Here is a 24,536-nt window from a genome sequence, read left to right as displayed (position 1 = left end):
CCCCGGGCCCGCCAGGGCCGAGGGGAAGCCTGGCAAGGCGGAGGGGCGCCCGTGTACCGGACGTACTCGGGTGCCCCGACAACGCGGCCAGGTGCGGTGCCGGGCGGGCCGGGCCCGACAAGATCCGGAAGAGACGGCCTAGAGCGCCCTGCGGGCCGCGGCGATCGCCTCCGGGTCCCAGCCCGGGCGGGGCACCGACTCCAGGAGCAGCCGGGTGTAGGGGTGCCGGGGCGCGGCGAGCACCTCGGCCGTGGCGCCCGCCTCCACGATCCGGCCGTGGCGCATCACGACGATCTCGTCGGTGACGCACCGTACGACGCCCAGGTCGTGGGTGATGAAGAGGTACCCGATCCGGGTCTGCTCCCTGATGTCCGCGAGCAGGTTGAGGATCTGCGCCTGTACGGAGACGTCGAGCGCGGCGACCGCCTCGTCCAAGACGAGGACGGACGGCTCGACGGCCAGGGCCCGCGCGATGGCGACGCGCTGACGCTGGCCGCCGGACAGCTGCCGCGGCAGGGCGTCGGCGGCCCGGGTGCCCAGACCCACCTGGTCGAGCAACTCCCGTATCCGCCCGGCGTGGTCCCGGCCCGGGAAGTGCAGGCGCAGGGTCTCGCGCAGGGCCGCCTCGACACTGGTCCGCGGATCGAGGGAGAGGTACGGGTCCTGGAAGACCATCTGGACCTCGCGGGCACGGGCCAGGCGCCGCGCGCGGCCGCGGCCGCCGCCCCGCGCGGTCCGGTTCCGGCCGCCGACCAGGACCTGGCCCTCGTCGGCACGTTCCAGTCCGACGACGATCCGCGCGGTGGTGGTCTTGCCGGAGCCGGACTCCCCCACGATCCCCAGCGAGCCGCCCTCGGGGAGGACGAAGGACACGTCGTCCACGGCGCGCACGGCTCCGTATGAGCGGCGCAGCCCCGTGACCTCCAGGACGTTGTCGGGAAGTCCGTTATCGGGCATCGACGGTGCTCCCTTCGAGCCGGTCGCTGTGGTGGCAGGCGGCCAGGTGCCCCGGCCGGCCCGGGGCGGCCACCGGCAGCGGGACCTGCTGGTCGCAGACCTCCGTGGCGAGCGGGCAGCGCGCGGCGAAGGCACAGCCGTGGAGGGCCTGGCGCAGGTCCGGCGGCTGGCCCTCGATGGCGGAGAGCCGGCCGCGCGGACCGTCCATCCGCGGGGTGGAGGCCAGCAGGGCGGCCGTGTACGGGTGCCGGGGGCGCGCGAAGAGGGCCTCGGCGGGCCCGCTCTCGGCGATCCGGCCCGCGTACATGACGTAGACGCGGTCGCTGATGGCGGCCGCGAGGTCGAGGTCGTGCGTGACGAACAGCAGGCCGGTGCCGAAGCGGGCGCGGAGCCCGGCCAGCAGGGAGACGACCTCGGCCTGGGAGGTGACGTCCAGCGCGGTGGTGGGCTCGTCGGCCAGCAGGAGGACGGGGTCCCCCATGAGGGCCGCCGCGATCACCACGCGCTGGAGCATGCCGCCGGAGACCTGGCCGGGGTACTTGCGCAGCACCGCCGGGTCCAGGCCCACGGCCTCCAGGAGCTCGGTGGCGCGCGCCGTCGCCTCGGCCCGGCCCATGGCCCGGGTCGAGGTGGCGCTCTCGGTGAGGAAGTCACCGATGCGGCGCAGTGGGTTGACGGCGGCGCGGGGGTCCTGGAAGACCATGGCGACGGTGCGGGCGCGTACCGTGCGCAGCCGGTCGGCGTTCATGGTCAGGACGTCCTCGCCGCCGACCCGCACGGCCCCTTCGACGACGGCTCCGGGCGGCAGCAGGTTCAGCGCGCTGCGCGAGGTGAGGCTCTTGCCGGAGCCGGACTCCCCTACGAGGGCGACGGTCTCACCGGTGGAGACGGTGAGGTCGACGCCGTCGAGGACGGGCCTGGCGGTACCGGGGAGGGTGATCCGCAGCCCCTGGATGTCGAGGGTGGGTGCCGGTGACGTGGGGTGCGGCACTTGCGGCGGTCGCGGCGGTCGCGGCGGCATCATCGGGGCCTCCTGGCTATACGGTCGGCCCAGCGTTCGCCGACCACGTTGAAGGCGACCACCGTCAGCACGATGAAGGCACAGGGCAGGATCGCGGACAGCGGGTAGCCGTGCTGGATGGCGGTCTGGCCGTCGAAGACCATGCGGCCCCAGTCGGGGGTGAGGGCGGGTACGCCGAGCCCGAGGAAGGACAGTCCGGCCAGGTCCATCAGGGCGTAGCCGAAGTTGATGGTGGACTGGGCGAGCACGACGGGGGCGATGTTGGGCAGGATGTGGCGCAGGCAGATCTGCAGCGCCGAGTGGCCCTGGACCCGGTAGGCGCTGACGTACGGGCGGGCCCGCTCGGCCAGGACCAGGGACCGGGTGAGGCGGCTGACGTAGGGCAGGTAGGCCACGGCGAGGGCGATGACCGGGGCGAGCAGGCCCTCTCCGTAGACCGAGATGATCAGGATCGCCAGCAGCATGCCGGGGAAGGCGAAGACGAGCTCCGTGCTGCGGGAGAGCACGGAGTCGATCCAGCCGCCCCGCCAGGCCGCCGCCGTGCCGATGGCGATGCCGGCGACGGTGGAGAAGGCGACGACGCCGAGCGGTCCCAGCAGCGAGGTGCGGGCGCCGAGCAGCAGCCGGGAGAGGGTGTCACGGCCGGCCGCGTCCACGCCGAACGGGTGCGCGGCGGAGGGTGCGGCCAGCGCGTTGCCGAGGTCGACGGCGTTGGGGTCGTGGGGTACGACCCAGGGTGCGAGCAGGGCGGCCAGGACGACGACGGCGACGAGGGCCAGGCAGACCAGGTGGAGCGGGGAGCCGGCGGCACGGATCCGGGAGAGGCCGGGCCGGCGGGTCAGGACGGCGGTCATACGGCGGCGCTCCTCGTTCCGAGGGTGACCCTGGGATCGACCAGGGGCAGCAGCAGGTCCACGATCAGGTTCACGATCATGAAGAGGGCGACGATGATCAGGGAGATGGCCTGGACGGTCGGGAAGTCCTTGGTGGTGGTGGACAGTTCGAGGAGCTGCCCGATGCCGCCGATGCTGAAGGCCGTCTCCACCAGGATGGTGCACACCAGCAGGGTGGAGACGATGAGGCCGCCGGTGGTCAGGACGGTGCCGAGCGAGTTGCGGAACACGTGGCGCCTGATGACCTGGCGTTCGGGGACGCCCCGGCTGCGGGCGACGGTGACGTGGTCGCTGTCGAGGGCTTCGAGCATGGCGGAGCGGGTGACCCGGGCGAGCATGCCGATCAGGTAGAGCGCGAGGGCGACGGCGGGGAGCGTGAGGTGCCAGAGCATGTCGCCGAGGCCGCCGTCCCCCGCCCCGCTGCTGGGGAACCAGCCGAGGTTGACGGCGAAGAGGCCTTGGAGCAGGACCGCCGCGACGAAGGACGGGGTACCGACGGCGAAGGTCGTGGTGACGAGGATGGCGGAGTCGGTGGCCCCGCCGCGGACGGCGGCGATCCGGCCGAGGAGGAGGCCGACGGCGACGACCACGGCGAGCGACATCACGATGAGCAGCAGGGTGGTGGGCAGGCGGTCCGCCAGCAGCCTCGAGACATCGGTGCGGTAGGTGATCGACCGCCCGAAGTCGCCCTGCAGAACGTCGCCCAGCCACCGGAAGTACCGCACGAGGAAGGGGTCGTCCAGGTGGTACTGGGCGTTGATCGAGGCGAGGGCCTCCGGGGAGGCCGAGCGGCCGGCGAGCAGGAAGCTCGCCGGGTTGCCCGGTGCCAGGTACATGGCCCCGAAGACCACGAACGAGGCGGTCAGGAGGGTGGCGGCCATCTCCGCCACCCTGCGTACGGCGAATCTGACGAAACTCACTGAGCGGCCCCCACGTCGGCGGCCCACGGGTAGTACATGTACGAGATGGTGGTGGGGGCGCCGGTGATGCGCTTGTTCATGAACAGCGCGGTGGGCCACTCGGCGACCGGGATCCAGAGCAGTTGGTCCGAGGCCTGGTGCTGCAGCTTCGCCTCGACGTCCATCCGCTCCTCGAGCGGGTAGACGGCGCTCGCCCGGTCGACGAGCTTGTCGTACTCGGGGTCGCTGTAGCCGGCGAAGTTCATGTACGCGCCGGTCTTGAAGTTCTGCAGCAGGTCGAGCGGGTCGGTGATCGAGTCGTAGTAGGTGAGCGGGAACATGTCGATGCCCTCGCGCGCCTGGGGATCGGTGAACAGCGCGGTGAAGGCGTTCGGGGCGATCGTCTTCAGCTGGATGTCCAGGCCGATCCGGGTGCCGGCCGCCTGGACGGCGGTGGCGAGGAGGGAGACGTCCTGGCCTATGGAGCTGGTGGCCACGGTCAGCGTCTTGCCGGTGGCGCCGGCCTCCTTGACCAGGGCCTTGGCCTTCTCGATGTCCTGGCCGGTGGGCGGCAGGCTGTCGAAGGCGGTCTTCAGGGTGCGCTCGGGGGCGGCCGACCAGGCGGCGCGGGTGGTGAGGGAGTTGGTGACGGTGCCCGCCCCGCCGAGGCCGGCCTTGACGAAGCCTGAGCGGTCCAGCGCCAGGGACAGCGCCCGGCGGACGCGGATGTCGCCGAGGGGGCCCTGCATGTTGGTGACGTTGACGTTGACCGTGCTCAGGCCCTCGCCGAAGTAGAGGGTGCCGGTGCCGCTGCCGCGCAGGCGGGCGTAGCTCTCGGTGGGGATCAGGTAGCCGCCGTCGGCCTCCCCGCTGAGCATGGCGTTCGTCCGGGCCGAGGGGTCGGTCAGGACACGGAAGACGGCCTTCTTCGACTTGGCCTTGGTGCCCCAGTAGTTGTCGAAGCGCTCCAGCTCGATCGACTGGCCCTTGTTCCACGTACCGAGCTTGAACGGGCCGCTGCAGCCGAGGCCGCCCGTGGTGCCGTAGTCCTTGCCGGCCGCCTCGACGGCGGCTTTGGAGGCGACCACGCCGGCGGCGGTGGCCATGTACTGGGGGAACTGCGAGTCGGGCTTGTTGAGTTTGACGGTGACCTGCAGCGGGCCGCTCTTGGTGATCGAGGTGACGTTCTGGAACACCTGGGCCCAGGCGGCGGCGTTGTCGGGGTCCCGCTGGCGGCCGAGGCTGAAGACCACGTCGTCGGCGGTCATCTCCTTGCCGTCGTGGAAGCGGACGCCGGGGCGCAGGTCGTAGACCCAGGTGGTGGGGTCCGGGTTGGACGCCTTCTGGGCGAGGCCCGGCTCCGTGGTGAGGCCCGGAGTCCAGCGCATCAGGCTCTCGCACACGTTGGACAGGACGGTGTTCTGCGGGTAGTCGAAGGCCACCGTGTAGTCGAGGGTGGGCGGTTCGGCGTAGACGGCCCAGGTGAAGGAGTCGATCTCGCCGCGGGCCTCGGGCGTGGAGGCCGACAGCTTGACGTCGGTGACACCGCCGGCCTTCTCCTTCGGCGGGCCGGAGCAGGCCGCGAGCAGGGAGACGGACGTCAGGGCGGCGGTCGCGGCCGCGGAAGCGGGGCTGAGCCGGCCGCGCCGGCCGCGGAAGCGTCTGCCGGTGCGGGGCGGGGTGGTGGTCATCGTCGCGCTCTCTATTCCGTGAGGGATGCGGGGGGAGGAGCGGGCGGACCGCCGGAGCGGTCCGCCGGGAGCGGCCGGTTTCCCGGGTCAGACGGTGGTCCGCACTGCGGGGATCTGCTGGGTGATGCAGTGGACGCCGCCGCCGCCGAACGCGATGGCGAGCGCCCGTACCCCGACGACCTTGCGGCCCGGGTAGGCCGTGGCGATCACGGCGAGGGCTTCCTCGTCCTGGGGCACGCCGGCCACCGGGACGACGACGCCGCCGTTGGCGACGTAGTAGTTGAGGTACGACACCTCGATCTCGCCGTCGGCCAGGTCGGCGAAGGCGGTCTGCGGCACCTCGATGATCTCCAGGCGGCGGCCGCGGGCGTCGGTGGTGGCCTCCAGCACGGCGCGGTTGGCGCGCATGCGGGCGTGGTCGGGGTGGTCCGGGTCGGAGGGCAGGGAGATGACGACCGTGCCCGGGGCGGCGAAGGCGCAGACGCCGTCGACGTGACCGTCGGTCTCGGTGTCGAGCAGGCCGCCGTACGGGAGCCAGATGACCTTGGTGACACCGAGCCGAGACTTCAGCTCGGCCTCGATCTGGTCGCGGCTCATGCCGGGGTTGCGGTTCGGGTGCAGGAGGCACTGCTCGGTGGTGATCAGCGTGCCCTCGCCGTCGACGGTGACGGCCCCGCCTTCGAGGATCATGCCGGAGGGGATCCGGTCGATCCCGAGGTGCTCCAGCAGCAGGCCGCTGATCCGGTCGTCGGCGTCGAACGGGTGGTGCTTGCGGCCCCAGGCGTTGAAGCGGAAGTCCACCCCGGCGCGGTTGCCGTCGCCGTCGAGGACGAAGAGCGGGGCGGAGTCGCGGAACCAGGAGTCGTCGAGCGGCAGCTCGATGACGGTGACGCCGTCGCCGCACAGCGTACGGGCGTCCTCGCCGAAGCCGGGCGGGGCGACCATCGTCACGGGCTCGAACGCGGCGATGGCGCGGGCGACGTTCGCGTACTCCTCCTTCACGTCGGTGAGCACGCTGCCCCACAGCTCCTCGCGGGTGGGCCAGGCCATCAGACAGCCGTCGTGCGGGGACCACTCGGCGGGCATACGGAATTCGGTCATCAGGTGTCTCATTTCTTGCGTGGGTGGAGTCTTCCATTCGACTGAAAATTCAGTCAAGAGAAACGGCCTAGAGGAAATAGAGGCGGTTCAGGGAGACCTGCTGGGCCGGCTCGGACCGCAGGGGCTCACCGTCGAGCGTCACGAGCCCGGTCCGGGCGTTCACGTCGACCTCGCCGAGGCGGGCGTTGCCGACCATGTCCCTCGGCCCGATACCGCGCGTGCCGCGTACGGCGACCCGGCGGCGCCGGGTGGCCAGGACCCCGGAGGAGCCCGACTCGGCGGCGGCGCGGCTGACGAAGGCGACCGAGAGGTCGGCGGGCGCGGCGCCGTGCGCGCCGAACAGGGGCCCGAGGACCAGCGGTTCGCAGCAGTCGGTGGCGGCGTTCGGGTCGCCGGTGACGCCGTAGGCGGGGAAGCCGGACTTCAGTACGAGCTGGGGCTTGGCGCCGAAGAACTGCGGGCGCCACAGGACGATGTCGGCGAGTTTGCCGACTTCGATGGAGCCGATCTCGTGGGCGAGTCCGTGGGCGATGGCCGGGTTGATGGTGAGTTTGGCGATGTAGCGCAGGACGCGGGCGTTGTCGTCGCCCTCGCCGTCGCCGTCCATCGGGCCGAGCTCGCCCTTCATCTTGGCAGCCATCGCGAAGGTGCGGCGGATGGTCTCGCCCGCCCGGCCCATGCCCTGCGCGTCGGAGGACGTGATGCCGATGGCCCCGAGGTCGTGGAGTACGTCCTCGGCACCCATCGTCCCGGCCCGGATGCGGTCGCGGGCCATGGCGGCGTCGCCGGGCAGGTCGGGCTTGAGGTCGTGGACGGAGACGATCATGCCGTAGTGCTCGGCGACCGCGTCCCGGCCGAACGGCAGCGTGGGATTGGTCGAGGAGCCGATGACGTTCGGAACGCCCGCCATCTTCAGGACGTTGGGAACGTGCCCGCCGCCGCAGCCCTCGATGTGGAAGGCGTGGATGGTCCGCCCTTCCAGCACCCGCAGGGTGTCCTCGACCGACAGGCACTCGTTCAGACCGTCACTGTGCAGGGCCACCTGCACGTCGTGCTCCTCGGCCACCCGCAGCGCCGTGTCCAGGGCCCGGGTGTGGGCCCCGAGGTCCTCGTGCACCTTGAACCCGCAGGCACCGCCCTCGGCCAGCGCTTCTACGAGGGGAGCATCGTGCGAGGAGGAACCTCGGGCGAGGAAGCCGATGTTGACCGGCCAGGCGTCGAAAGCGTTGAAGCCGTGCTTGAGGGCCCAGGGCGAATTGACGCCGACGCCCCAACTCGGCCCGATCTCCTGGCCGATGATCGTTGTCACGCCGCTCGCGAGCGAGGCTTCCATGATCCGGGGGGAGAGGAGGTGGACGTGGGTGTCGACGGCTCCGGCGGTGGCGATCAGGCCCTCGCCGGACACGATCGTCGTGCCGGTGCCGACGACCACGTCGACGCCGTCGAGGGTGTCGGGGTTGCCGGCCCGGCCGATCGCGTGGATCCGGCCCTCGCGGATACCGATCGACACCTTGCGGATCCCGAGCACGGCGTCGATGACCAGCACGTTGCTGATCACCACGTCGCAGGTCTCGCGCACCGCGGCGGCCTTCAGGTGCAGCCCGTCACGGGCCGTCTTCCCGAAACCCGCCAGGAACTCGTCCCCCGGCTTCTGCGCGTCGTGCTCGACGCGGACGGTCAGCCCCGAGTCACCGAGCCGCACCCGGTCCCCGGCGCGGGGGCCGAAGACGGACGCGTACTCGTGCGGGTCGATGTGCCGGCTGCCCGGCGCACAGTGATCGCTGTGCGGGATCTTCTTGCTCACGCCCGGTCTCCGTCCTCGTGTCCGGCGGCGGCTGCGCCCAGATACCCGCAGGCCGCCGCCTTCGCCAGGGCGAGCGCCTTGGCCCCGGGTGCGTCCAAGGGCCCGTCGACCAGGCCCGCGAAGCCGATCGCGATCCGGTCCCCGCCCACCGGGACCAGGCCGACCTCGACGGTGGCGCCGGAGTCGAACCGGGTGGAGGAGCCGGCGGCCACCGCCAGCCGCATCCCGTAGGCCGCGGCGCGGTCGAAGTCGAGCCGCGGGTTCGCCTCGAAGAAGTGGAAGTGCGAGGTCACGCTCACCGGCACGGCGGCGGTGTTGCGGACGGTCAGGGTCACCTCGGGGTCCGGCGCCGCGACCGTGTCCGAGGCGGGCAGGACCGCGCCCGGGGCGGACGCGTCGCGCTCGTACGCACCGAAGGGCTCGCTGATCGCGGCCAGGCGGGTGCCGTCCTCGAAGACGGCCTCGACCTGGATCTCGGTGACGATGTCGACGACCCCGGGGAGCACGTCGTCCGGGCCGAGGACGCCACGGCCCCGCTCGAGGGCGTCGGCCAGGCGCAACCCGTCGCGCGCCGCCTCGCACACCGTGTCCGCGATCAGGGCAGTCGCCTCGGGGACGTTGAGCCGCAGTCCCCGGGCGTGCCGGGCGCGGGCCAGTTCGGCGGCGGTGAAGAGCAACAGCCGGTCGCGTTCGGTGGGCGTCAGGGGCATGACGCCCCCCGGCTGTCCCGCCCGGCGTCGGGGCCGGTCGAAACCATCATGGTCATTCCTTCCTCCGGAAGGCGGGCGAGGGTGCGGCCGGGGCCGGGGCGTCGCCGTCCGGATGTGTGGTGCGCGAGGCGGCGGCCGAGGGCCGGTGGCGCGGCGGGGGACGCCTCAAGGGGTGCGTCGAGGAGTACGTCGAGGGGGCGGGCCGGGCCCGGGCCGTGAGGTTGCACGGGCCGGCCGGCGGTCCGAGGGGGCGGGAGATGGGGTCCGCCCTGCTCGGAATCCTCACTCTGACATTGACTGAAAATTCAGTCAAGAGTCTGAACGTACCCGGGTCGGCAAGGAATCACGGGAGACGAGTGGGAGTCGAGCAGGGGGCCTGCCGGAGACCTACGGGAGACCTGCCGGAGGCGCGCGGGAAGCACCCGGGAAACACGCGGGGGCCGCGAGACCGGGAGTGGAGCCAGGGGTGGGAGAGGTGCGGTGCCAGGGCGATGACCGGGCGACGCCGGGGCGGGCCGGGGGCGTGGAACGGCCCCGGCCGGCGGAGGTCAGCCCTGCCCGAGACCCGAGAGCTCGGCGTCGATCGCGCCCCGCATCAGCTCGCGGGCGTGGCCGATCTTGATGCCGCCGCTCAGCCAGCGCATGCTCAGCCCCTCCAGCAGGGCGGTGAGCCGCTCGGCGGCCCCGGCCAGCGCGGACGCCGGCACCATCGGCTGGACCTGGCCCAGCAGGGCGGCCACCTCCTGGACCCACACCAGGGTGGCCCGCGCCAGGTCCTCGCGCAGGACCTCGTCGAAGACGGCGCTCGCCCGCAGTTCACCCCAGGCCGAGCTGTTCTCCCGTACCTCCACGGTGTCCTGGAGCTCCAGCAGGAGGGTCTCTTCCAGTTCTTCGCGCGGGGTCAGCGGCGGGTCGTCCGGATCGCGGTCGGTGGTGTAGCGCTCGGCGCGGTCGTTGATGAACTCCAGCGTCTGGCGCAGGACGCCGGTGCGGTCCTTGAAGTGGTAGTAGATCAGGGCGGTGGAGACGCCGGCCTCGGCCGCGAGCTCCTCCACGCGCAGCCCGCGTACACCGCGACGGGCGATCACCCGGGCGGCGGCTTCGAGGATCTGAGTACTACGAGACGACATGCTCCGCACCTTACCGGGATGATCGGGTGCGTACGTACGCGGCCCGTCACCGGGGGTGCCGGAGGGCGCGCGGGCCGCCCCGGCGGGCGGGACCGGCCGCGCCGGCCGGGGCGGCCCGGCCATCAGACGGCCGGCGGCACGGCCGGGTGGGACTGGGTGGCGCAGTGGATTCCGCCGCCACCGGAGGCGATGCCGTCGATCGGCAGCTGCTCGACGCGGTAACCCGGGTAGGCGGCCTGGAGGATGGCGTAGGCGACGCCGTCGGCATAGCCGTCGCCGAACCGCGGCGCGATCACCGCGCCGTTCGCCGTGTAGTAGTTGGTGTAGCTGGAGAGGAACTCATCGCCCCGGCCGGTGATCTCGCGCCGGTCCGGGCCGGGCAGCTCGGTGATCGACAGGCGGCGGCCCCGGGCGTCGGTGGCGCTCTGCAGGGCCCGCTTGGTCTCCTCGTAGACGGCCACCCACTTCCTGTCCGCGCCGGGGCCGGGCTTGTCGAGGATGACGCGGCCGGGACCGGTGAAGCGGGCCAGACAATCGATGTGGCAGTCGGTGATGTCCTCGCCGGCGAGGCCCGGCACCCAGATCACCTTGTCGATGCCGAGCGCCGTCTTCACGGCCTGCTCGACCTGCGCCTGGCTCATGCCCGGGTTCCGGTTGGCGTTCACCATCGAACTGACCGTGGCCAGCAGGGTTCCCTCGCCGTCGGTTTCCAGCGAGCCGCCCTCGCCGACGAAGCCGGCCCGGATCCGGTTCACCTCGTACTCGGCGAGGAGCGTGCGGGCCGCCGCCGCGTCGTTGGCGAAGGGCTGTGCGAACTTCGTACCGGCCTTGCCCCAGCCGTTGAAGTTGGTGTCCACGCCGGCCACGGCACCCGGGGCGACGACGAACGTGGGGCCGAAGTCGCGGATCCAGAGGTCGTCGTTGGGGATGTCGATGACCTGGATGCCGTAGTAGGCGCCCAGTCCGCACTGGTAGCGGGCCTCGGCGGCCTGGCCGGGGCGCGCCAGCACCACGACCGGCTCGTAGCGCGAGATCACGTGGGCCACCTCGGCGATGTCCCTGCGCACCGCCGAGAGGCCGCTGCCCCAGACCGAGGAGAGGGCGGGCCAGGCCATGTACGTCCGGACGTGCCGGTCGGTCTCGGCGGGCATGCGGAGCGTGCCGGTGCCGTTCGGGGCGGCCGAGGCCGTCTGCACCAGCGAGGGGAGGGTGGAGCCGAGGGCCGCCAGCGGCAGGGCCGCCGCGCCGAACTGGAGCACTCGCCGGCGAGAGGTGCGGGGGTTCATATCCATGGTGACTCCCTGATGAGGAGGGGCGGGATGGACGGCATCCTTGCCTTAACTGAAAATTCAGTCAACCTTTCCGCGTGTCGACCTGCCGTGCGGACCCGGTTCCGCTTCCGGGGATCAGCTCTTGCGGAACTGCTCGACGGCGATCGTCACGGACCCTGCGGAGGTCGCCTCGACGAGCCGTACGATCGCGACTTCCCGCTGGTCAGGGCTTCGTACGCAGAAGGGGCGCTCCTTCGCGAGCGCCTTGAAGGGCAGGGCCGTCACGGGCCGGGTCTCGATGCCCCGTGCACAGTCGTCCGGGGTCAGCTCTCCGCTTCCGTCCGCGACGAAGGCGTCGGACTCCTCGGAGAGGAGGAAGGCGTCGGAGCCGCGTGCGAGGTACCAGGCGGCCGTCTCGACGGGAACCACCTTTCCGGCACGCAGGTCGAACTCGTATCCGGAATCCGGGGCGGTGAGCTCGGCCTGCGCGTATCCGGGCACGTACGCGGAGGCCGCCGGCCGGGACGGGGCGGCGGTCGGTTCCGCGGCGGGGGCATCGCCCTCCTCCGGGGGGAAGCCGAACCAGTAGGCGCCGCCTCCGCAGGCCAGCAGGGCCGCGGCGGCCAGGGCGGCCGCGGGCAGCCGGCTCCGGTCGCGCCGCCGGTCCCGGCGCGCCGGGGTCACGGGGGCCGCAGGGAGCACGGGGGCCGCCGGGGCCGGATGCGGGGCCGGATGCGGGGCCCGGCCCGCGGCCGGGCCGGGGCTCGGGGCGTACGGCATGGTTCCGCCCGGTCCGGGGGCGGGGTACGCGGCCGCCGCCACGGTCGCCCGGAGGTGCTCCGGTACGGGCGGCCCCGGCCGGCCGGACCCCGCGGGCTCCCCGGCCGGGCCGGCGCCGGCCCGGTCCCCGACCTCCTCCAGCACCGGTCGGGGCAGCCAGCCTTCGGTGAACTCCGGCCGCGGACCCACGAGGGGGTGCGCGTGGACGGCCGCGATCAGATCGGCGGTCGTGGGACGGTCCTGCGGAGACTTGGCCAGGCACCACGACAGCAGGTCGTGCAGCTCGCGGGGGATCCGGCCGAGGTCCGGATGCTCGTGGACCACCCGGTACAGGGCGCCGGACTCCGGCCCGTTCCCGAAGGGCGGCACCCCGCCCGCCACGAACCCGGCGAGCGCCCCGAGCGCGAACACGTCGGTCGCCGGTGTCACCGGGTGGCCCAGCGCCTGCTCCGGCGCCATGAACGCAGCGGTGCCGATCCGCAGGCCGACGCCGGTCAGGGCGGCGGCGTCGGCGGCGCGCGCGATCCCGAAGTCGATCACCCGCGGACCGTCCCCCGCGATGAGCACGTTCGCCGGTTTGAGGTCCCGGTGGACGACGCCCACCCGGTGGATCTCCTGGAGGGCCTCGGCGATGCCGGCGACGAGCAGCAGCACGGTACGCACCGGCAGCGGCCCGTGCCGCTGCACGACCTGGTGCAGCGAGGGGCCGGGCACGTAGGCCGTGGCCAGCCACGGGGTGTGGTCGTCCTCGCCCGAATCGACCACCTGCGCCGTGAAGAGGCCGTGGATCCTGCGGGCGCTCGCCACCTCCTGGGCGAAGCGCTCGCGGAACTCCGGGTCCGCGGCGAACTCCCGCCGGACGGCCTTCAGCGCGATGGGCCGGCCGCCCGGCGTGTACGCCAGGTAGACCACCCCCATGCCGCCGGAGCCGAGCCGGGCGTGGAGGCGGTAGCCACCGATCTCGTGGGGGTCGTCGGCGGACAGGGCCGTGAGGGCGGACTGTACGCCGGGAAGCTGAGCGAACATGCGGTGGCTCTTTCAACGATGCGGCAATGACCTGGGGCGCATCGTGCCGCTAACTAAAGTTTCAGTCAATGTGTGACAATGCGAGACGCACACCGCCAGAAGGGAGGATCGACCGGTGTCGGATCGAAGAAGGGCCATCCTGGAGGGCGCCGCCCGGGTCATCGCACGACGCGGGGTCCGCGGGCTGCGGGTGACCGACCTGGCGGCCGAGGCCGGCGTGTCGACCGCCTTGATCTACTACCACTTCAAGGACCGGACCGGCATCCTGCGGCACGCCCTGGCCTTCATCGGCGACCGGGCCGACCGCTACACGGGCGCCGCCGGGGAGGCGGGCGCCGCGTCCCCCGCCGCGGACCCGCGCCGGCTCCTGGATCGGATCCTGCTGCTCGAATTCCAGGACCTGCCCGAAGTGCGCGAGAACAGTACGGCCTGGGGAGAGCTGCGGGCCCACGCGATCTTCGACCCGGAACTGCGCGAGGAGCTCACCGCGGCCGGTGCGGCCTGGGTGGAGGAGGTCGCCGGTCTGCTGGCCGCCGTGTGCCCGGCCGCGCCGGGCACCGCCGTCGACGCCGCCGCCGAGCGGCTGACCGCCCTCCTGGAGGGCCTGAGCGGCCGCTGGCTGAGCGGTCTGCTGCCCGTGGGGCACGCCCGCGACCTGATGCGCGGAGCGCTCGGAGTCGAGATCGGCCGACTCGGTTCCCTCGCCACGTAAATTGACTGAAATTCCAGTCAGTGCAACAGTGGACGACGTCCGGCCGCACCGCTTTCCTGTGCGTACCGGACGTTCTCGGTGCAAAGCGTGCACCCTTTGGATAGGGCCCGGCCCGCCGGCCTGTGCCACGCCTCCCGTGCCCGCCCTGGCCGGACGCCCCCTCGCTCCGCCAGCACACGATCGGAGTCCCCCGTGTCGTTCACTCCCCCCACCCGCCGGTCCGTCCTGCGTACCTTCGCCGGGATCGGCGCCGCCGTCTTCGGCGCGGCGGCCTGCGGTCCCGCCGAGTCCGGTACGCGGCCCGGCGCCGCCGGTTCCTCCCAGCCCGCCGCGGACGGAAAGCGCCGGTTCGGCGCCGAGTGGGAGAGCCACACCCGCACCTTCATGTCCTGGCCGGCCCTCGCCTCCGTCTGGGAGCGGGACCTGCCCTACGTGCGCGAGGACATCGCGCGGATCGCCCGGGCCGTCGGCGGCTACGAGGAAGTGGTCATGATGGCCCGGCCCGACCAGGCGGACGCGGCCCAGAAGGCCGTCGGCTCCCAGGTCGAGGTGATCCCCCTGGCCGTCGACGACCTGTGGGCCCGCGACACCGTCCCCGTGTTCGTCGAGGAGAGCGCCAAGGTCGTCGGCGTCGACTTCAACTTCAACGGCTGGGGCAACAAGCAGGAGCACACCAATGACGCCCAAGTCGGGCGCCTGCTGCTGCAGAAGTACCAGATCCCCAGGGTCCAGGCCCCGCTCGTCGCCGAGGGCGGTTCCTTCGAGACCGACGGCGAGGGCACCCTGATGGTCACCGAGAGCTCGATCGTCAACGACAACCGCAACAAGGGGAAGTCCCGGGACACCATCGAGGCCGAGCTCAAGCAGACCCTGGGCGTCCAGAAGGTGATCTGGCTGGCCGGCGTGCGCGGCGAGGACATCACCGACGCGCACGTGGACAGCCTCGTACGCTTCACCGCCCCCGGTGTGGTCCTGCTGGACCGCGCCCACCCCAGCACCCCGCCGGACTCCTGGTCGCGCTCCGCCGACCAGGCGAAGTCCGTCCTGTCGAAGGAGACGGACGCCCGCGGCCGCCGTTTCGAGGTCATCGACCTGCCGCAGCCCGACCTGAACCGGATCACGGGCGAGGGAGACGACTTCGTCTCCACCTACGCCAACTTCTACGTCGCCAACGACTCGGTGTTCATGCCCCAGTTCGGGGACCGCAAGGCGGACGACCGCGCCCGCGGCATCCTGCGGGAGCACTTCCCCAAGCGGGACGTCGTCATGGTGAAGATCGACACCATCGCCTCGGGCGGCGGCGGCATCCACTGCTCGACCCACGACCAGCCCGGCAAGCCCGCCGCCTGATCCGCCCGCCACCCGCGCGCACGCACACGCACCGCCCCCGCACCACCGGAGACACCGTGTCGAACTCCCACCGCCCCGCGTGACCCGTGCGCCGCGTCCCGCTGCTGCCGGGCCTGGTCCTGATCGCCATCGTCGCGGCGGTCACCGTGGGGGCGTGGCTCCAGTTCGGGGAACGCCAGGCCCTGGGGACACGGTGTACACGGCGGGCCGCGCCGACCGGGACCGCATCGACATCAGCGCCACGATCCAGCGCTTCGACGCCGCGGGCCGCGAGATGACGCTGCGCGTCCTGGTCACCCCGCGGGGCGCCCTGGCCGAGGCCGACGGGGTCTCCCCCACCGAGGACCTCACCGTCCAGACCTCGACGGCCACCCGGGGCGACCGCGGCTTCAAGGCCCACCAGCGGATCTCCACGATGGACGTGCCCGTGGCCCTGACGGGCGGCTCGATCACGGACTACCCGTTCGACGCCTACGGGGCGGACGTCGAGTTCGGTGCGGTGCTCGGCGGTGAGAAGGTCCCGGTCCGCGTCACGCTCTCCGACAACGACGTCCTGTTCTCGGCGACGGTCGACGCCTCCACGGTGCAGGGGATCGCGGTCCTCGACATCGGGCCGGCCCGGTCCAACAGCGTGTTCGTCTTCGCGATCTTCATGATGCTCGCCATGTGGGCGCTCGCCGTCTCGGTGCTGATCGGCGGCTGGTACCTGGTCACCCGCCGCAAGGGCCTGACCTGGCCCGCCCTCGGCTAGGCCGTCTTCGCGCTGGCCGCCTTCCGCAACACTGCCCCTGGCTCCCCGCCGATCGGCTGCCTGCTCGACTACATCGCCTTCCTCTGGGCGGAGACGGTCATCGCGTTCTGCCTCATCACGGTGGTCATCACCGGCATCCGCGCCGAACCCCCGGCCACGGCGCCCACGGACACCCCGTAGGCCGTGTCCGCGAAGTCCCGGACGGACGCCGGCACGGTCACCCCCGGCGGCTCACCCTCCGGCGCTCACCCTCCGGATCGCGCCGCGGGGTGGCCGGCCCGGCGTGCTTCCAGCGCGCGCTTGACCTCCGGCCATTCCGGCCGGGTGATGCTGTACACCGCCGTGTCGCGGATCCAGCCGTCCCGCATCACCATGTGGTGCCGCAACACGCCCTCGTGCGTCGCGCCCAGCCCGGCGATCGCCGCCCGTGACTTCGTGTTCCGTACGTCCGTCAGCAGTTCGACCCGGTTCATCCCCAGCGCCTCGAAGGCATGCGTCAGCATCAGCAGCTTCGCCTCGGTGTTCACACCGGTCCGCTGACGGGACTCCGCGAGGAAGGTCCAGCCGATCTCCAGCCGCCGCTGCGCGGTGTTGATCACCATCAGCCGGGTCGAGCCGAGGACCTGCCCCGTCGCCGCGTCCACGGTCGCGTACGGGATCTGCGTGCCCTCGGCCCGGGCCGCCACCGCCTCTTCGATGAAACCGCGGACGTCGTCCGGGTGCGGTACGAGCGTCACGGCGAGCTCCCACAGGCTGCCGTCGCGCACCGCCGCGCACAGCCCGTCGTGGTGCCGAAGCTCCAGCGGCTCCAGCCGGACCCGCTCCCCCACGAGTACCGCCGGCTCCACCGCTGCCGGCGCCTTCGCCTGTTCCATGCCTGACCTGCCCGTCCCCCGCGTCCAACACGACAGGGCGACCCTACGCGGCGCCGATCGCCGGCCCCACCGGAATTCGCCTGGCGGGACGGCGCGGCCGGCCGGCGGTTCGCCCGGCCACGGCGCCGCGCACCCTCACACCAGTTCGGGCTGCTGTTCGCGTCGCGGCTGGGGCACCCGCACGGCCTCCGCCGCCGCGGCCTCCCGTTCCCACGTCCTGGTGATCCGTACGTAGCCGTAGATCACCGAGCCCATCGCGAGGAGGAGCAGCGGCCCGAACACCCACGGGTACGTCGCCAGCTGCAGCGACAGATAGCGGTACGAGGCGAGGTACGCGACGAACACCGCGGTGCCGTAGGTGGTCAGCAGGACGCCGGGCCGGTCCCAGCCGCGGGCGAGCGAGCGCAGCGCCGTCTCGATCGTGACCGTGAACACCACGCCGGCGATGATGTCCGCGCCGTAGTGGTAGCCGAAGCCCAGGGTGGCGCCGAGCGTGGCGATCAGCCAGAACGTGCCCGCGTAGCGCAGCGCCCGCGGGGCCTTGCGGGAATGGATGAAGATCGCGGTGGCCCACGCGGTATGCAGGCTGGGCATGCAGTTGCGCGGGGTGAACTCGTCGAAGGGCATCGGGCCGGGGGCGCCGACCGGCGTCGGCGTGTTCGGCCACAGGTCGGCCACCGCCCACCGCGCGCCGTCGGCGCCGTAGGCGAAGATCGGCCCGACCACCGGGAAGATCATGTAGATGCCCGGCCCGAGCAGGCCGATGACCAGGAAGGTGCGCACCAGGTGGTGGCTCGGGAAGCGGCGCAGGGCCGCCACGTGCCGCAGCTGGTAGAGCGCGACGGCGACCGCGGCGACCGCGAGCTGGATGTAGACGAATTCGAGGACGCGGAAGCCGACCGTGCCGGTGGCCTCGACGATCCGGCCCGCCACCCACGACGGGTTGCCCAGCGCGTGATCGGCGGTCGCCACGTACTGGTCGAGCACCATCGGGCGGGACTTCGAGGTGATCAGCAGCCAGGTGTAGCCGGTCTTACGGCCGGCCACCAGCAGCAGGGCCAGTCCGACGCCCTTCAGCAGCAGGAGGCGTTCCCGGCCGGTGCGACGCGTGACGGCGATGACGGCCCAGGCCAAGGTCACCAGCAATGCGCCGTTGCCGAACATCATCTCGGCGCCGACCACCCACCGCACGAGCCAGAAGACGAGGTCGATGCCGATCGCGGCGGCGAGCCCGATGAAGCGCTGCCGCCAGGTGAGCACCACCATCATCAACGCCATGCTGGCGTACAGCACCGTCCCCGACTGGGGGGCGAAGATCACTTCTCGGGTCTGGACGGTGATCGGACCCGGTACGCCGTACCGGCGCGCGGCCAGCTCCAGTGCGACGAGGAATCCGAGGCCGATCACACCCACCGCGGCCCACAGCACGACCCGTGGTCGGGGCCGCGCGGCGGACCTGGCGCCGTCGCCTATTCGAGAAAGAACCCGCGATATCGAAGATGTCAATTTCCGGCCGCTTATCGTGGTCCAACATGAACATTGTCAGACCGGACATGTTAACGGAGTGAGTAGGTTTGATTGATCGAGGGTGCGTGACCTGACCGGAAATGTGATCGGAAACCGCCCCTGACGGGACGGCGCCGGACGTCGGCCGGCGCTTGCCGTTGGCCAGGACGGGCCCGGAGTGCGTCGCCGGCTCGGTACCGCGTCGGCGATGGCCGCACGGCGGGCACGGGCGGGGCGGGCCGCCATCAGGACCCCGGGGTGTCCGTGCGGCGTCCGGTCCGGTCCGGTCCGGGCTCAGCCGGTGCCGCGGGGGCCGGCTTGTGCGAGCAGCCCGTCGACGAACGTGCGGAGTCCCCGGGGATAGATGTCCCGTGCGGCCAGCTCGGCCCATCGGACGCCGATGGCGGCCAGGTGGGGCACCTGGGCCGGGTCCAGGTCGTCGCGGTAGGCGAAGGGCCGCCCTTCGTCCCGCCGGCGGGCGGAGTGGGCGCGGACGAGGACCTCGCCGACGGTGTAGTACCAGATGCTGCGGAAGAGATCGACGGTCTGTTCGGGGGTGCAGCCGTGGTCGGCGGCGCCGGCCGCGATGGCTTCGACCATCCACATCGCCGATTCGTCGAGGAGGCCGACGAAACCGTCGGCCGAGAGGACCTCCGCGGCCCACGGCCAGGCCGCGAGGGCGTCGTGCATCGCGGTGGCGGCCGTGAGGATGCGCTCCCGCGGGTCGCCGGGCAGTCGGGGGCGTTCGATCTGCTCGATGTGCTGGTTGAGCAGGAGGAGCAGCAGGTCCTCCTTGTTCCGGATGTGGTGGTACAGGGTCGTCGCCCCGATGCCGGCCTCGGCGGCCAGCCGGCGGATCGTCAGCTTCTCCCAGCCGTCCTGGTCGATGAGCCGGCGGGCGGCCACCAGGATCTGCGCACGGGAGGTCAGGGGCGGGCGGCCGGTGCGGCCGTGCGAAGCGGGCGCTCGGGACATCGTCCCATCATGCCGCCCCGCCGCCCTCCGCCTCGAAACGGGTGCGCTTTCCTCCCTTCGCGGTTTCGCAGCGGCCCACCCGATGATACTTTCGGAACATGTTCCGAAAGTTAACTGACAGCGCCGGGAGCGGAGTTCGTGATGACGAGTAGTTCGGGTGCCCGGCCGGGGCTGACGCTCGCCGCGGTGGCGCTCGTGCAGTTCATGGTGTCGCTGGACCTGTCGGTCGTGAACGTCGGACTCCCGCGGATCGCCGCCGGCCTCGGCTTCGGCGCCGTGGGCCTGACCTGGGTGATCCACGCCTACGCCCTCACCTTCGGCGGGCTGCTCCTGCTGGGCGGCAAGGCCGCCGACCGGTACGGCCGCAAGCGGGTCCTGCTGCTCGGGCTCGCCCTGTTCGGGCTCGCCTCCCTCGCGGGCGGCTTCGCACGGGAACCCGGCCAGCTCGTCGCCGCCCGCGCGGCACAGGGCATCGGGGCCGCCGCGCTGGCTCCGGCCGCACTGGCGCTGCTGACCGGGACGTTCCCGACGGGCAGGGCCCGCATCCGGGCCTTCGGCGTGTGGAGTGCGGCGAACGCGGCCGGCGGCGCCCTCGGCGTCCTGATCGGCGGCGTGCTCACCGAGTACGCCGACTGGCGGTGGGTCATGTTCGTGAACGTGCCGATGGCGGCGTGCGCGCTGGCCCTCGCCTGCCGCGGCGTCGCCGGGGGCCCGCCGACCGCTCGCGGCGGCCGTCCGGACGTACTCGGTGCCGTCCTGGTCACGGCGGGCATGACCCTGCTGGTGTTCGGCGTCGTCCGCACCGACCGGTACGCCTGGACCTCGCCGGTCACCCTGACGACCCTGGCGGTCGCCGCCGCGCTGCTCGCCGCGTTCGTCCGGGTCGAGCTGACCACCGCCCGCGAACCGCTGGTCCGGCTCGGCCTGTTCGCCAACCGCTCGGTCGCGGGCGCGAACGCCTTCACGCTCCTGATCGGCGCGGCCATGACCGCCTCCTTCTACTTCGTGTCCCTCTACCTCCAGCAAGTCCTCGGAACGGGGCCGGCGCGGACCGGGCTGATGTTCCTGCCGTTCGCCCTCGCACTGGTCGCCGGCTCCTTGCTCGCCGTCAAGCTCGGCTACCGCCTTGCGCCCCGCACGCTCGTGGTCGTCGGCGGACTCCTGGCCGCGACCGGGCTCGCCTGGTTCGGCCTGATCAGCCCCGCGGGCGGCTTCACCACCGATGTCCTCGGACCCGCGCTCCTCACCGGCGGCGGCTTCGGGCTCTGCCTCGGACCGGTCGTCTCCCTCGCCACCGCCGGCGTCGCGCCCCACGAGAGCGGCGCCGCCGCGGGTCTGCTCAACAGTTCGCGCCAGATCGGCGCCTCGCTCGGACTCGCCGCCCTCGGCGCCGCGGCGCACCACCGCACCGGCGGGACGGCCACACCCGGGGCCCTCAACGACGGATACGCGTTCGGGCTGACCCTCGGCGCCGCGCTCGTGGTCGCCGCGGTCCTCGTGGCCCTCGCCGTCCTGCGTCGCACCGGTCCACCGTCCCGGGCCGAGCGGACCGATGCCGCTTCCGACTCCGCATCCGATTCCGGTGCTGCGGCGGGACGGACCGTGGCGGGTCTGCTGCGCCCCTACTACGCGAGCTTCGCCGCCGTGGTGACCCTGCAGGTCATCGGCGCCCTGGCGGGTCTGATGCCGCTACTGGCGGTCGCCGAACTGGGGCGCACCCTGCTGGCGCCCGGCCCGGTCGACCACGGTCATGTCCGGACCGTCGTGATCGCGGGTGCGGCCGGACTGTTCCTCCGGCTGCTGTTCACGGCCGCGTCGTCAGGGATCGGGCACCTCGTCGACGGCCGGGTGCAACTGGCGTTCCGCCGACAACTGGCCGCGCGGCTGGGGCGCGTACCCATCGGATGGTTCTCCCGGCGCCGGACGGGCGAGCTGGCCAAGGTGGTCGGGGAGGACGTCAGCGCCGTGCACCCGTTCATCGCCCACACCCCCGGCGAACTCGTCTCCGCCTTCGTGGTGCCGCTGGTGTCCCTGGTCTACCTGTTCACCATCGACTGGCGGCTCACACTGATCACGCTGATACCGGTCGTCCTGGCCATGGCACTGGTCCCCCTGATGATGACCCCGGCCCGGCTGCGCGAGCAGGAGGAGTTCGACGCGGCCATGGGGCGGATCTCGAGTTCCGTCGTCGAGTTCGTCCAGGGCATCGCGGTGGTCAAGGCGTTCGGCGGATCCGGGCGCGCCCACCGCAGGTTCCTCACGGCGGTGGACGATTTCGTCGGCAGCTTCCTGCGGATGGTGCGCGGTCTCGCCGGGATCGCCGCCGCGATGCAGGTGGCCCTGTCGCCGCCGTTCGTGCTGTTGGCCGTCCTGATCGGCGGTACGGCCCTGATCACCACCGGTGGCCTGACCCCGGCCGACCTGCTGCCCTTCCTGCTGCTCGGACTGGGCCTGACCGCTCCCGTGGCGGCCCTCGGCCACGGGTTCGACGACGTACAGGCCGCCCGGCGCGCGGTCGACCGGATCCGGGAGGTGCTCGCGGTGCGGTCGCTGCCGGAGCCCGCGCACCCGGTCGCACCACAGGGTCACCGGGTGGAACTGCGTGACGTCCGCTTCGGCTACGAAGCCGGTCACGAGGTCCTGCGCGGGGTGAGCCTGGTGCTCGAACCGGGTACGACCACCGCGCTGGTCGGGCCGTCGGGAAGCGGGAAGTCCACGCTGGTCCAGCTGTTGCCGCGCTTCTTCGACCCGACCCACGGCTCGGTCACCCTCGGCGGTGTCGATCTGCGCGAGCTCGGCAGCCGGGAGCTCTACCGGACGGTCTCCTTCGTCTTCCAGGACGTCCGGCTGCTGCGCGCGTCGGTCGCCGACAACATCGCGCTGGCGGTACCGCACGCCGGCCTCGACGACGTGGTGCGCGCCGCCCGGCTGGCGAACGTCCACGATCGGATTCTCGAACTGCCCCGCGGATACCGGTCGGTGATCGGTGAGGACGCCGGCCTGTCGGGGGGCGAGGCGCAGCGGATCGCGCTCGCACGCGCACTGCTCGCCGACACACCGGTTCTCGTGCTCGACGAGGCGACCGCTTTCGCGGACCCGCAGACCGAACGGGCGGTGCGCCGGGCACTGACGACGCGCGGGGGTGACCGGACGATCCTGGTCGTCGCCCATCGCCTGGAGACGATCGCCGACGCCGACACCGTCGTGATGCTGGACGACGGGGCGGTCGTCGAATGCGGCGAACCGGCCGCACTGCTGGCACAGCGGGGAAGATTCGCGGCGTTCTGGCAAGCCCGACGGTCGGCGACCGCCGACCGGACCGAAGCCCACGGTGGCGTACCGCAAGGAGGCAAGGCCCGATGATCCGCATGCTGCTGCGCGTGCTGGGGCACGAATACGCCCGGCCGGTGCGTCGCACCGTGGCCCTGATGACGGCGACCGCCCTCGTCGAGGGTCTGTCCTACGCACTGCTGGTCCCCGTGCTGCGGGCGCTGTTCGGGAGCGCACCCCAAGACGCCTGGCCCTGGCTGATCGCGTTCGGGGGCGCGGTCTCGGTCTACGCGGTGCTGCGTCACGTCAGCGACCGGTCCGGTTTCCATACCGGGTCCACGCTGTTGCGCGGTACGTACCACCGTCTCGGCGACCATCTGGCCCGGCTGCCGATCGGGTGGTACGACGCGGGCCGCCTCGGGGAGGTGTCCGTCCTGGCCGGCCGCGGGGTCCTCCAGGCGATGAGCGTGATCGCGCATCTGCTGGCACCGTTCATCTCCGCCTGCGTGACCCCGTTGACGATCGTCGCCGTCATGCTCGCCTTCAACTGGCAGATGGGGCTGACCGCGCTGGCCGCCGTACCGATCCTGGCGGCGATCCAGATCCGGACGGGACGCTCGACGGCCGCCGCGGACGCCGAGCGCCACGGACGCGACCACGAAGCCACCGGACGGGTCGTCGAGTACCTGCAGGCCCAGCCGGTGTTGCGGGCGGGCGGCCGGACCGTGGAACGCTTCCGGGCCCTCGACGACTCGTTGCGGGAAGTCCGGCGCGCCTCCCGCCGCAGCGCGCTGAAGGCGCTGCCCGGCGTGGTCGGGCTGGCACTCGCGGTGCAGACGGTGTTCACCGTCGTGCTGGCCCTGGGCGCCTGCCTCGCGCTCGGCGGGAGCGTCGGTGCGGCGGAGGTCCTGGCGATCCTGGTCCTGGCCGCCCGCTGCGCGGATCCGCTGCTGTCGCTGTCGGACATCGGCGGCCGGCTCCGTGGCGCACGCTACGAACTCGCGCGGCTCGACACGGTATTGCGTACCGAGCCGCTGCCGGAACCGGCCGAACCGGTCCAGCCGGTGCGCCACGACCTGGAGTTCGAGTCCGTCACCTTCCGGCACGGCGACCGCACCGTGATCGGCGGCACCTCGTTGTCCGTGCCGGAGGGACAGCGGCTCGCCGTCGTCGGGCCGTCGGGCGCGGGCAAGAGCACGTTGCTGCACCTGCTCGCGCGGTTCTACGACGTGGACGCCGGCGCGGTGCGCGTGGGAGGTGTGGACGTGCGCGCGATCGACACGGAGGTACTGATGGCGCAGTTCGCCATCGTCTTCCAGGACGTCTACCTCTTCGACGGCACGATCGAGGAGAACGTGCGCCTCGGCCGCCCCGACGCCGACGAGGCCGAGGTGCGGGCGGCAGCCACCGCGGCGCGCCTGGACGAGGTGATCGAGCGGCTGCCCGCCGGATGGGCGACGAACGTCGGCGAGGGCGGCGCGCGGCTGTCGGGCGGTGAACGCCAGCGCGTCTCGATCGCACGAGCACTGCTGAAGAACGCGCCCGTCGTGCTGCTGGACGAGGTGACCTCGGCGCTGGACCCGGTGAACGAGGCGGCCGTCCACGAGGGCATCGAGCACCTGATGGCCGGCCGGACGGTGGTGATGGTGGCACACCGGATGCGGACCGTCCGACGGGCCGACCGCGTCGTCTTCCTGGCCGACGGCCGGATCGTGGAGGACGGCAGCCATGACGCACTCCTGCGCCTCGGAGGCCGTTACGCCGATTTCTGTAATGCCTCGCTCGCACCGGCCGGGAGTGAATGAACCGTGACT

The 24,536-nt window shown here is 72.4% G+C and carries 18 protein-coding genes and 1 pseudogene; 5 read left to right on the top strand and 14 right to left on the bottom strand.

Going from position 1 to position 24,536, the window contains the following annotated elements; all coding sequences use genetic code 11:
* Nucleotides 1–138 precede the first annotated feature (138 nt).
* The 11 genes from JYK04_RS34645 to JYK04_RS34595 all read right to left on the bottom strand — a co-directional run bounded on the left by JYK04_RS34645 (nt 139) and on the right by JYK04_RS34595 (nt 13,283).
* Nucleotides 139–957 (bottom strand): ABC transporter ATP-binding protein, encoded by an 819-nt coding sequence (locus JYK04_RS34645; RefSeq protein WP_189742050.1) that lies wholly within the window; start codon nt 955–957, stop codon nt 139–141.
* Nucleotides 947–1,978, bottom strand: a complete 1,032-nt coding sequence (locus JYK04_RS34640; RefSeq protein WP_189742148.1) for an ABC transporter ATP-binding protein — start codon at nt 1,976–1,978, stop codon at nt 947–949. The genes JYK04_RS34645 and JYK04_RS34640 overlap by 11 nt, the downstream gene beginning before the upstream one ends.
* Complete coding sequence (locus JYK04_RS34635; RefSeq protein WP_189742053.1) at nt 1,978–2,832, bottom strand: ABC transporter permease; 855 nt, start codon at nt 2,830–2,832, stop codon at nt 1,978–1,980. Before JYK04_RS34635 ends, JYK04_RS34640 begins: the two co-directional genes overlap by 1 nt.
* Nucleotides 2,829–3,791: an ABC transporter permease gene (locus JYK04_RS34630; protein WP_189742056.1), complete on the bottom strand. Its 963-nt coding sequence runs from the start codon at nt 3,789–3,791 to the stop codon at nt 2,829–2,831. Before JYK04_RS34630 ends, JYK04_RS34635 begins: the two co-directional genes overlap by 4 nt.
* The gene (locus JYK04_RS34625; RefSeq protein WP_189742059.1) at nt 3,788–5,461 is read right to left on the bottom strand and encodes an ABC transporter substrate-binding protein; all 1,674 of its coding nucleotides are present in this window, start codon (nt 5,459–5,461) and stop codon (nt 3,788–3,790) included. Before JYK04_RS34625 ends, JYK04_RS34630 begins: the two co-directional genes overlap by 4 nt.
* An 87-nt stretch (nt 5,462–5,548) precedes the next feature.
* Nucleotides 5,549–6,562 carry an agmatine deiminase family protein gene (locus JYK04_RS34620; protein WP_189742062.1) on the bottom strand — a complete coding sequence of 338 codons (1,014 nt, stop codon included), beginning with the start codon at nt 6,560–6,562 and terminating at the stop codon, nt 5,549–5,551.
* A 67-nt stretch (nt 6,563–6,629) separates the two neighbouring features.
* Nucleotides 6,630–8,315, bottom strand: coding sequence for an urease subunit alpha (locus JYK04_RS34615; protein WP_208809288.1), 1,686 nt, complete (start codon nt 8,313–8,315; stop codon nt 6,630–6,632).
* A gap of 47 nt (nt 8,316–8,362) precedes the next feature.
* On the bottom strand, nt 8,363–9,076 hold the full coding sequence (gene ureA / locus JYK04_RS34610; protein ID WP_189741380.1) for an urease subunit gamma: 714 nt from the start codon (nt 9,074–9,076) through the stop codon (nt 8,363–8,365).
* 548 nt (nt 9,077–9,624) lie between these two features.
* A complete protein-coding gene (locus JYK04_RS34605) occupies nt 9,625–10,206 on the bottom strand; it encodes a TetR/AcrR family transcriptional regulator (RefSeq protein WP_030013240.1) in 582 nt (193 codons plus the stop codon).
* Between the two features lie 122 nt (nt 10,207–10,328).
* Entirely contained in the window at nt 10,329–11,498 is a 1,170-nt protein-coding gene (locus JYK04_RS34600; protein WP_189741377.1) for an agmatine deiminase family protein, read from the bottom strand.
* Nucleotides 11,499–11,612: 114 nt separating this feature from the next.
* The gene (locus JYK04_RS34595; protein WP_202185935.1) at nt 11,613–13,283 is read right to left on the bottom strand and encodes a serine/threonine-protein kinase; all 1,671 of its coding nucleotides are present in this window, start codon (nt 13,281–13,283) and stop codon (nt 11,613–11,615) included.
* A 115-nt stretch (nt 13,284–13,398) separates the two neighbouring features.
* On the opposite strand from JYK04_RS34595, the gene JYK04_RS34590 reads away from it, so the two are divergent.
* From JYK04_RS34590 to JYK04_RS34580, 3 genes and pseudogenes are all read left to right on the top strand, one after another.
* Nucleotides 13,399–13,995, top strand: a complete 597-nt coding sequence (locus JYK04_RS34590) for a TetR/AcrR family transcriptional regulator (protein ID WP_189741374.1) — start codon at nt 13,399–13,401, stop codon at nt 13,993–13,995.
* A 192-nt stretch (nt 13,996–14,187) separates the two neighbouring features.
* Nucleotides 14,188–15,345, top strand: coding sequence for an agmatine deiminase family protein (locus JYK04_RS34585; RefSeq protein WP_189741372.1), 1,158 nt, complete (start codon nt 14,188–14,190; stop codon nt 15,343–15,345).
* 79 nt (nt 15,346–15,424) lie between these two features.
* Nucleotides 15,425–16,276 (top strand): annotated as a pseudogene (locus JYK04_RS34580) (DUF4436 family protein).
* Nucleotides 16,277–16,341: 65 nt separating this feature from the next.
* Here JYK04_RS34580 and JYK04_RS34575 read toward each other — a convergent pair.
* The 3 genes from JYK04_RS34575 to JYK04_RS34565 all read right to left on the bottom strand — a co-directional run bounded on the left by JYK04_RS34575 (nt 16,342) and on the right by JYK04_RS34565 (nt 19,452).
* Complete coding sequence (locus JYK04_RS34575; RefSeq protein WP_189741369.1) at nt 16,342–16,971, bottom strand: GNAT family N-acetyltransferase; 630 nt, start codon at nt 16,969–16,971, stop codon at nt 16,342–16,344.
* A 135-nt stretch (nt 16,972–17,106) separates the two neighbouring features.
* Nucleotides 17,107–18,399, bottom strand: a complete 1,293-nt coding sequence (locus JYK04_RS34570) for a DUF5933 domain-containing protein (protein ID WP_268254156.1) — start codon at nt 18,397–18,399, stop codon at nt 17,107–17,109.
* Between the two features lie 372 nt (nt 18,400–18,771).
* On the bottom strand, nt 18,772–19,452 hold the full coding sequence (locus tag JYK04_RS34565; RefSeq protein WP_189741363.1) for a TetR/AcrR family transcriptional regulator: 681 nt from the start codon (nt 19,450–19,452) through the stop codon (nt 18,772–18,774).
* 141 nt (nt 19,453–19,593) lie between these two features.
* On the opposite strand from JYK04_RS34565, the gene JYK04_RS34560 reads away from it, so the two are divergent.
* Nucleotides 19,594–22,815, top strand: coding sequence for an MFS transporter (locus JYK04_RS34560; protein WP_189741360.1), 3,222 nt, complete (start codon nt 19,594–19,596; stop codon nt 22,813–22,815).
* Nucleotides 22,812–24,527, top strand: a complete 1,716-nt coding sequence (locus tag JYK04_RS34555) for an ABC transporter ATP-binding protein (RefSeq protein ID WP_189741357.1) — start codon at nt 22,812–22,814, stop codon at nt 24,525–24,527. Before JYK04_RS34560 ends, JYK04_RS34555 begins: the two co-directional genes overlap by 4 nt.
* Nucleotides 24,528–24,536: the final 9 nt, after the last annotated feature.

Source organism: Streptomyces nojiriensis, from assembly GCF_017639205.1.
Classification (GTDB): domain Bacteria; phylum Actinomycetota; class Actinomycetes; order Streptomycetales; family Streptomycetaceae; genus Streptomyces; species Streptomyces nojiriensis.
The sequence above is the reverse complement of the archived record's forward strand: the minus strand, read 5'-3'. Positions and strand labels throughout refer to the sequence as shown.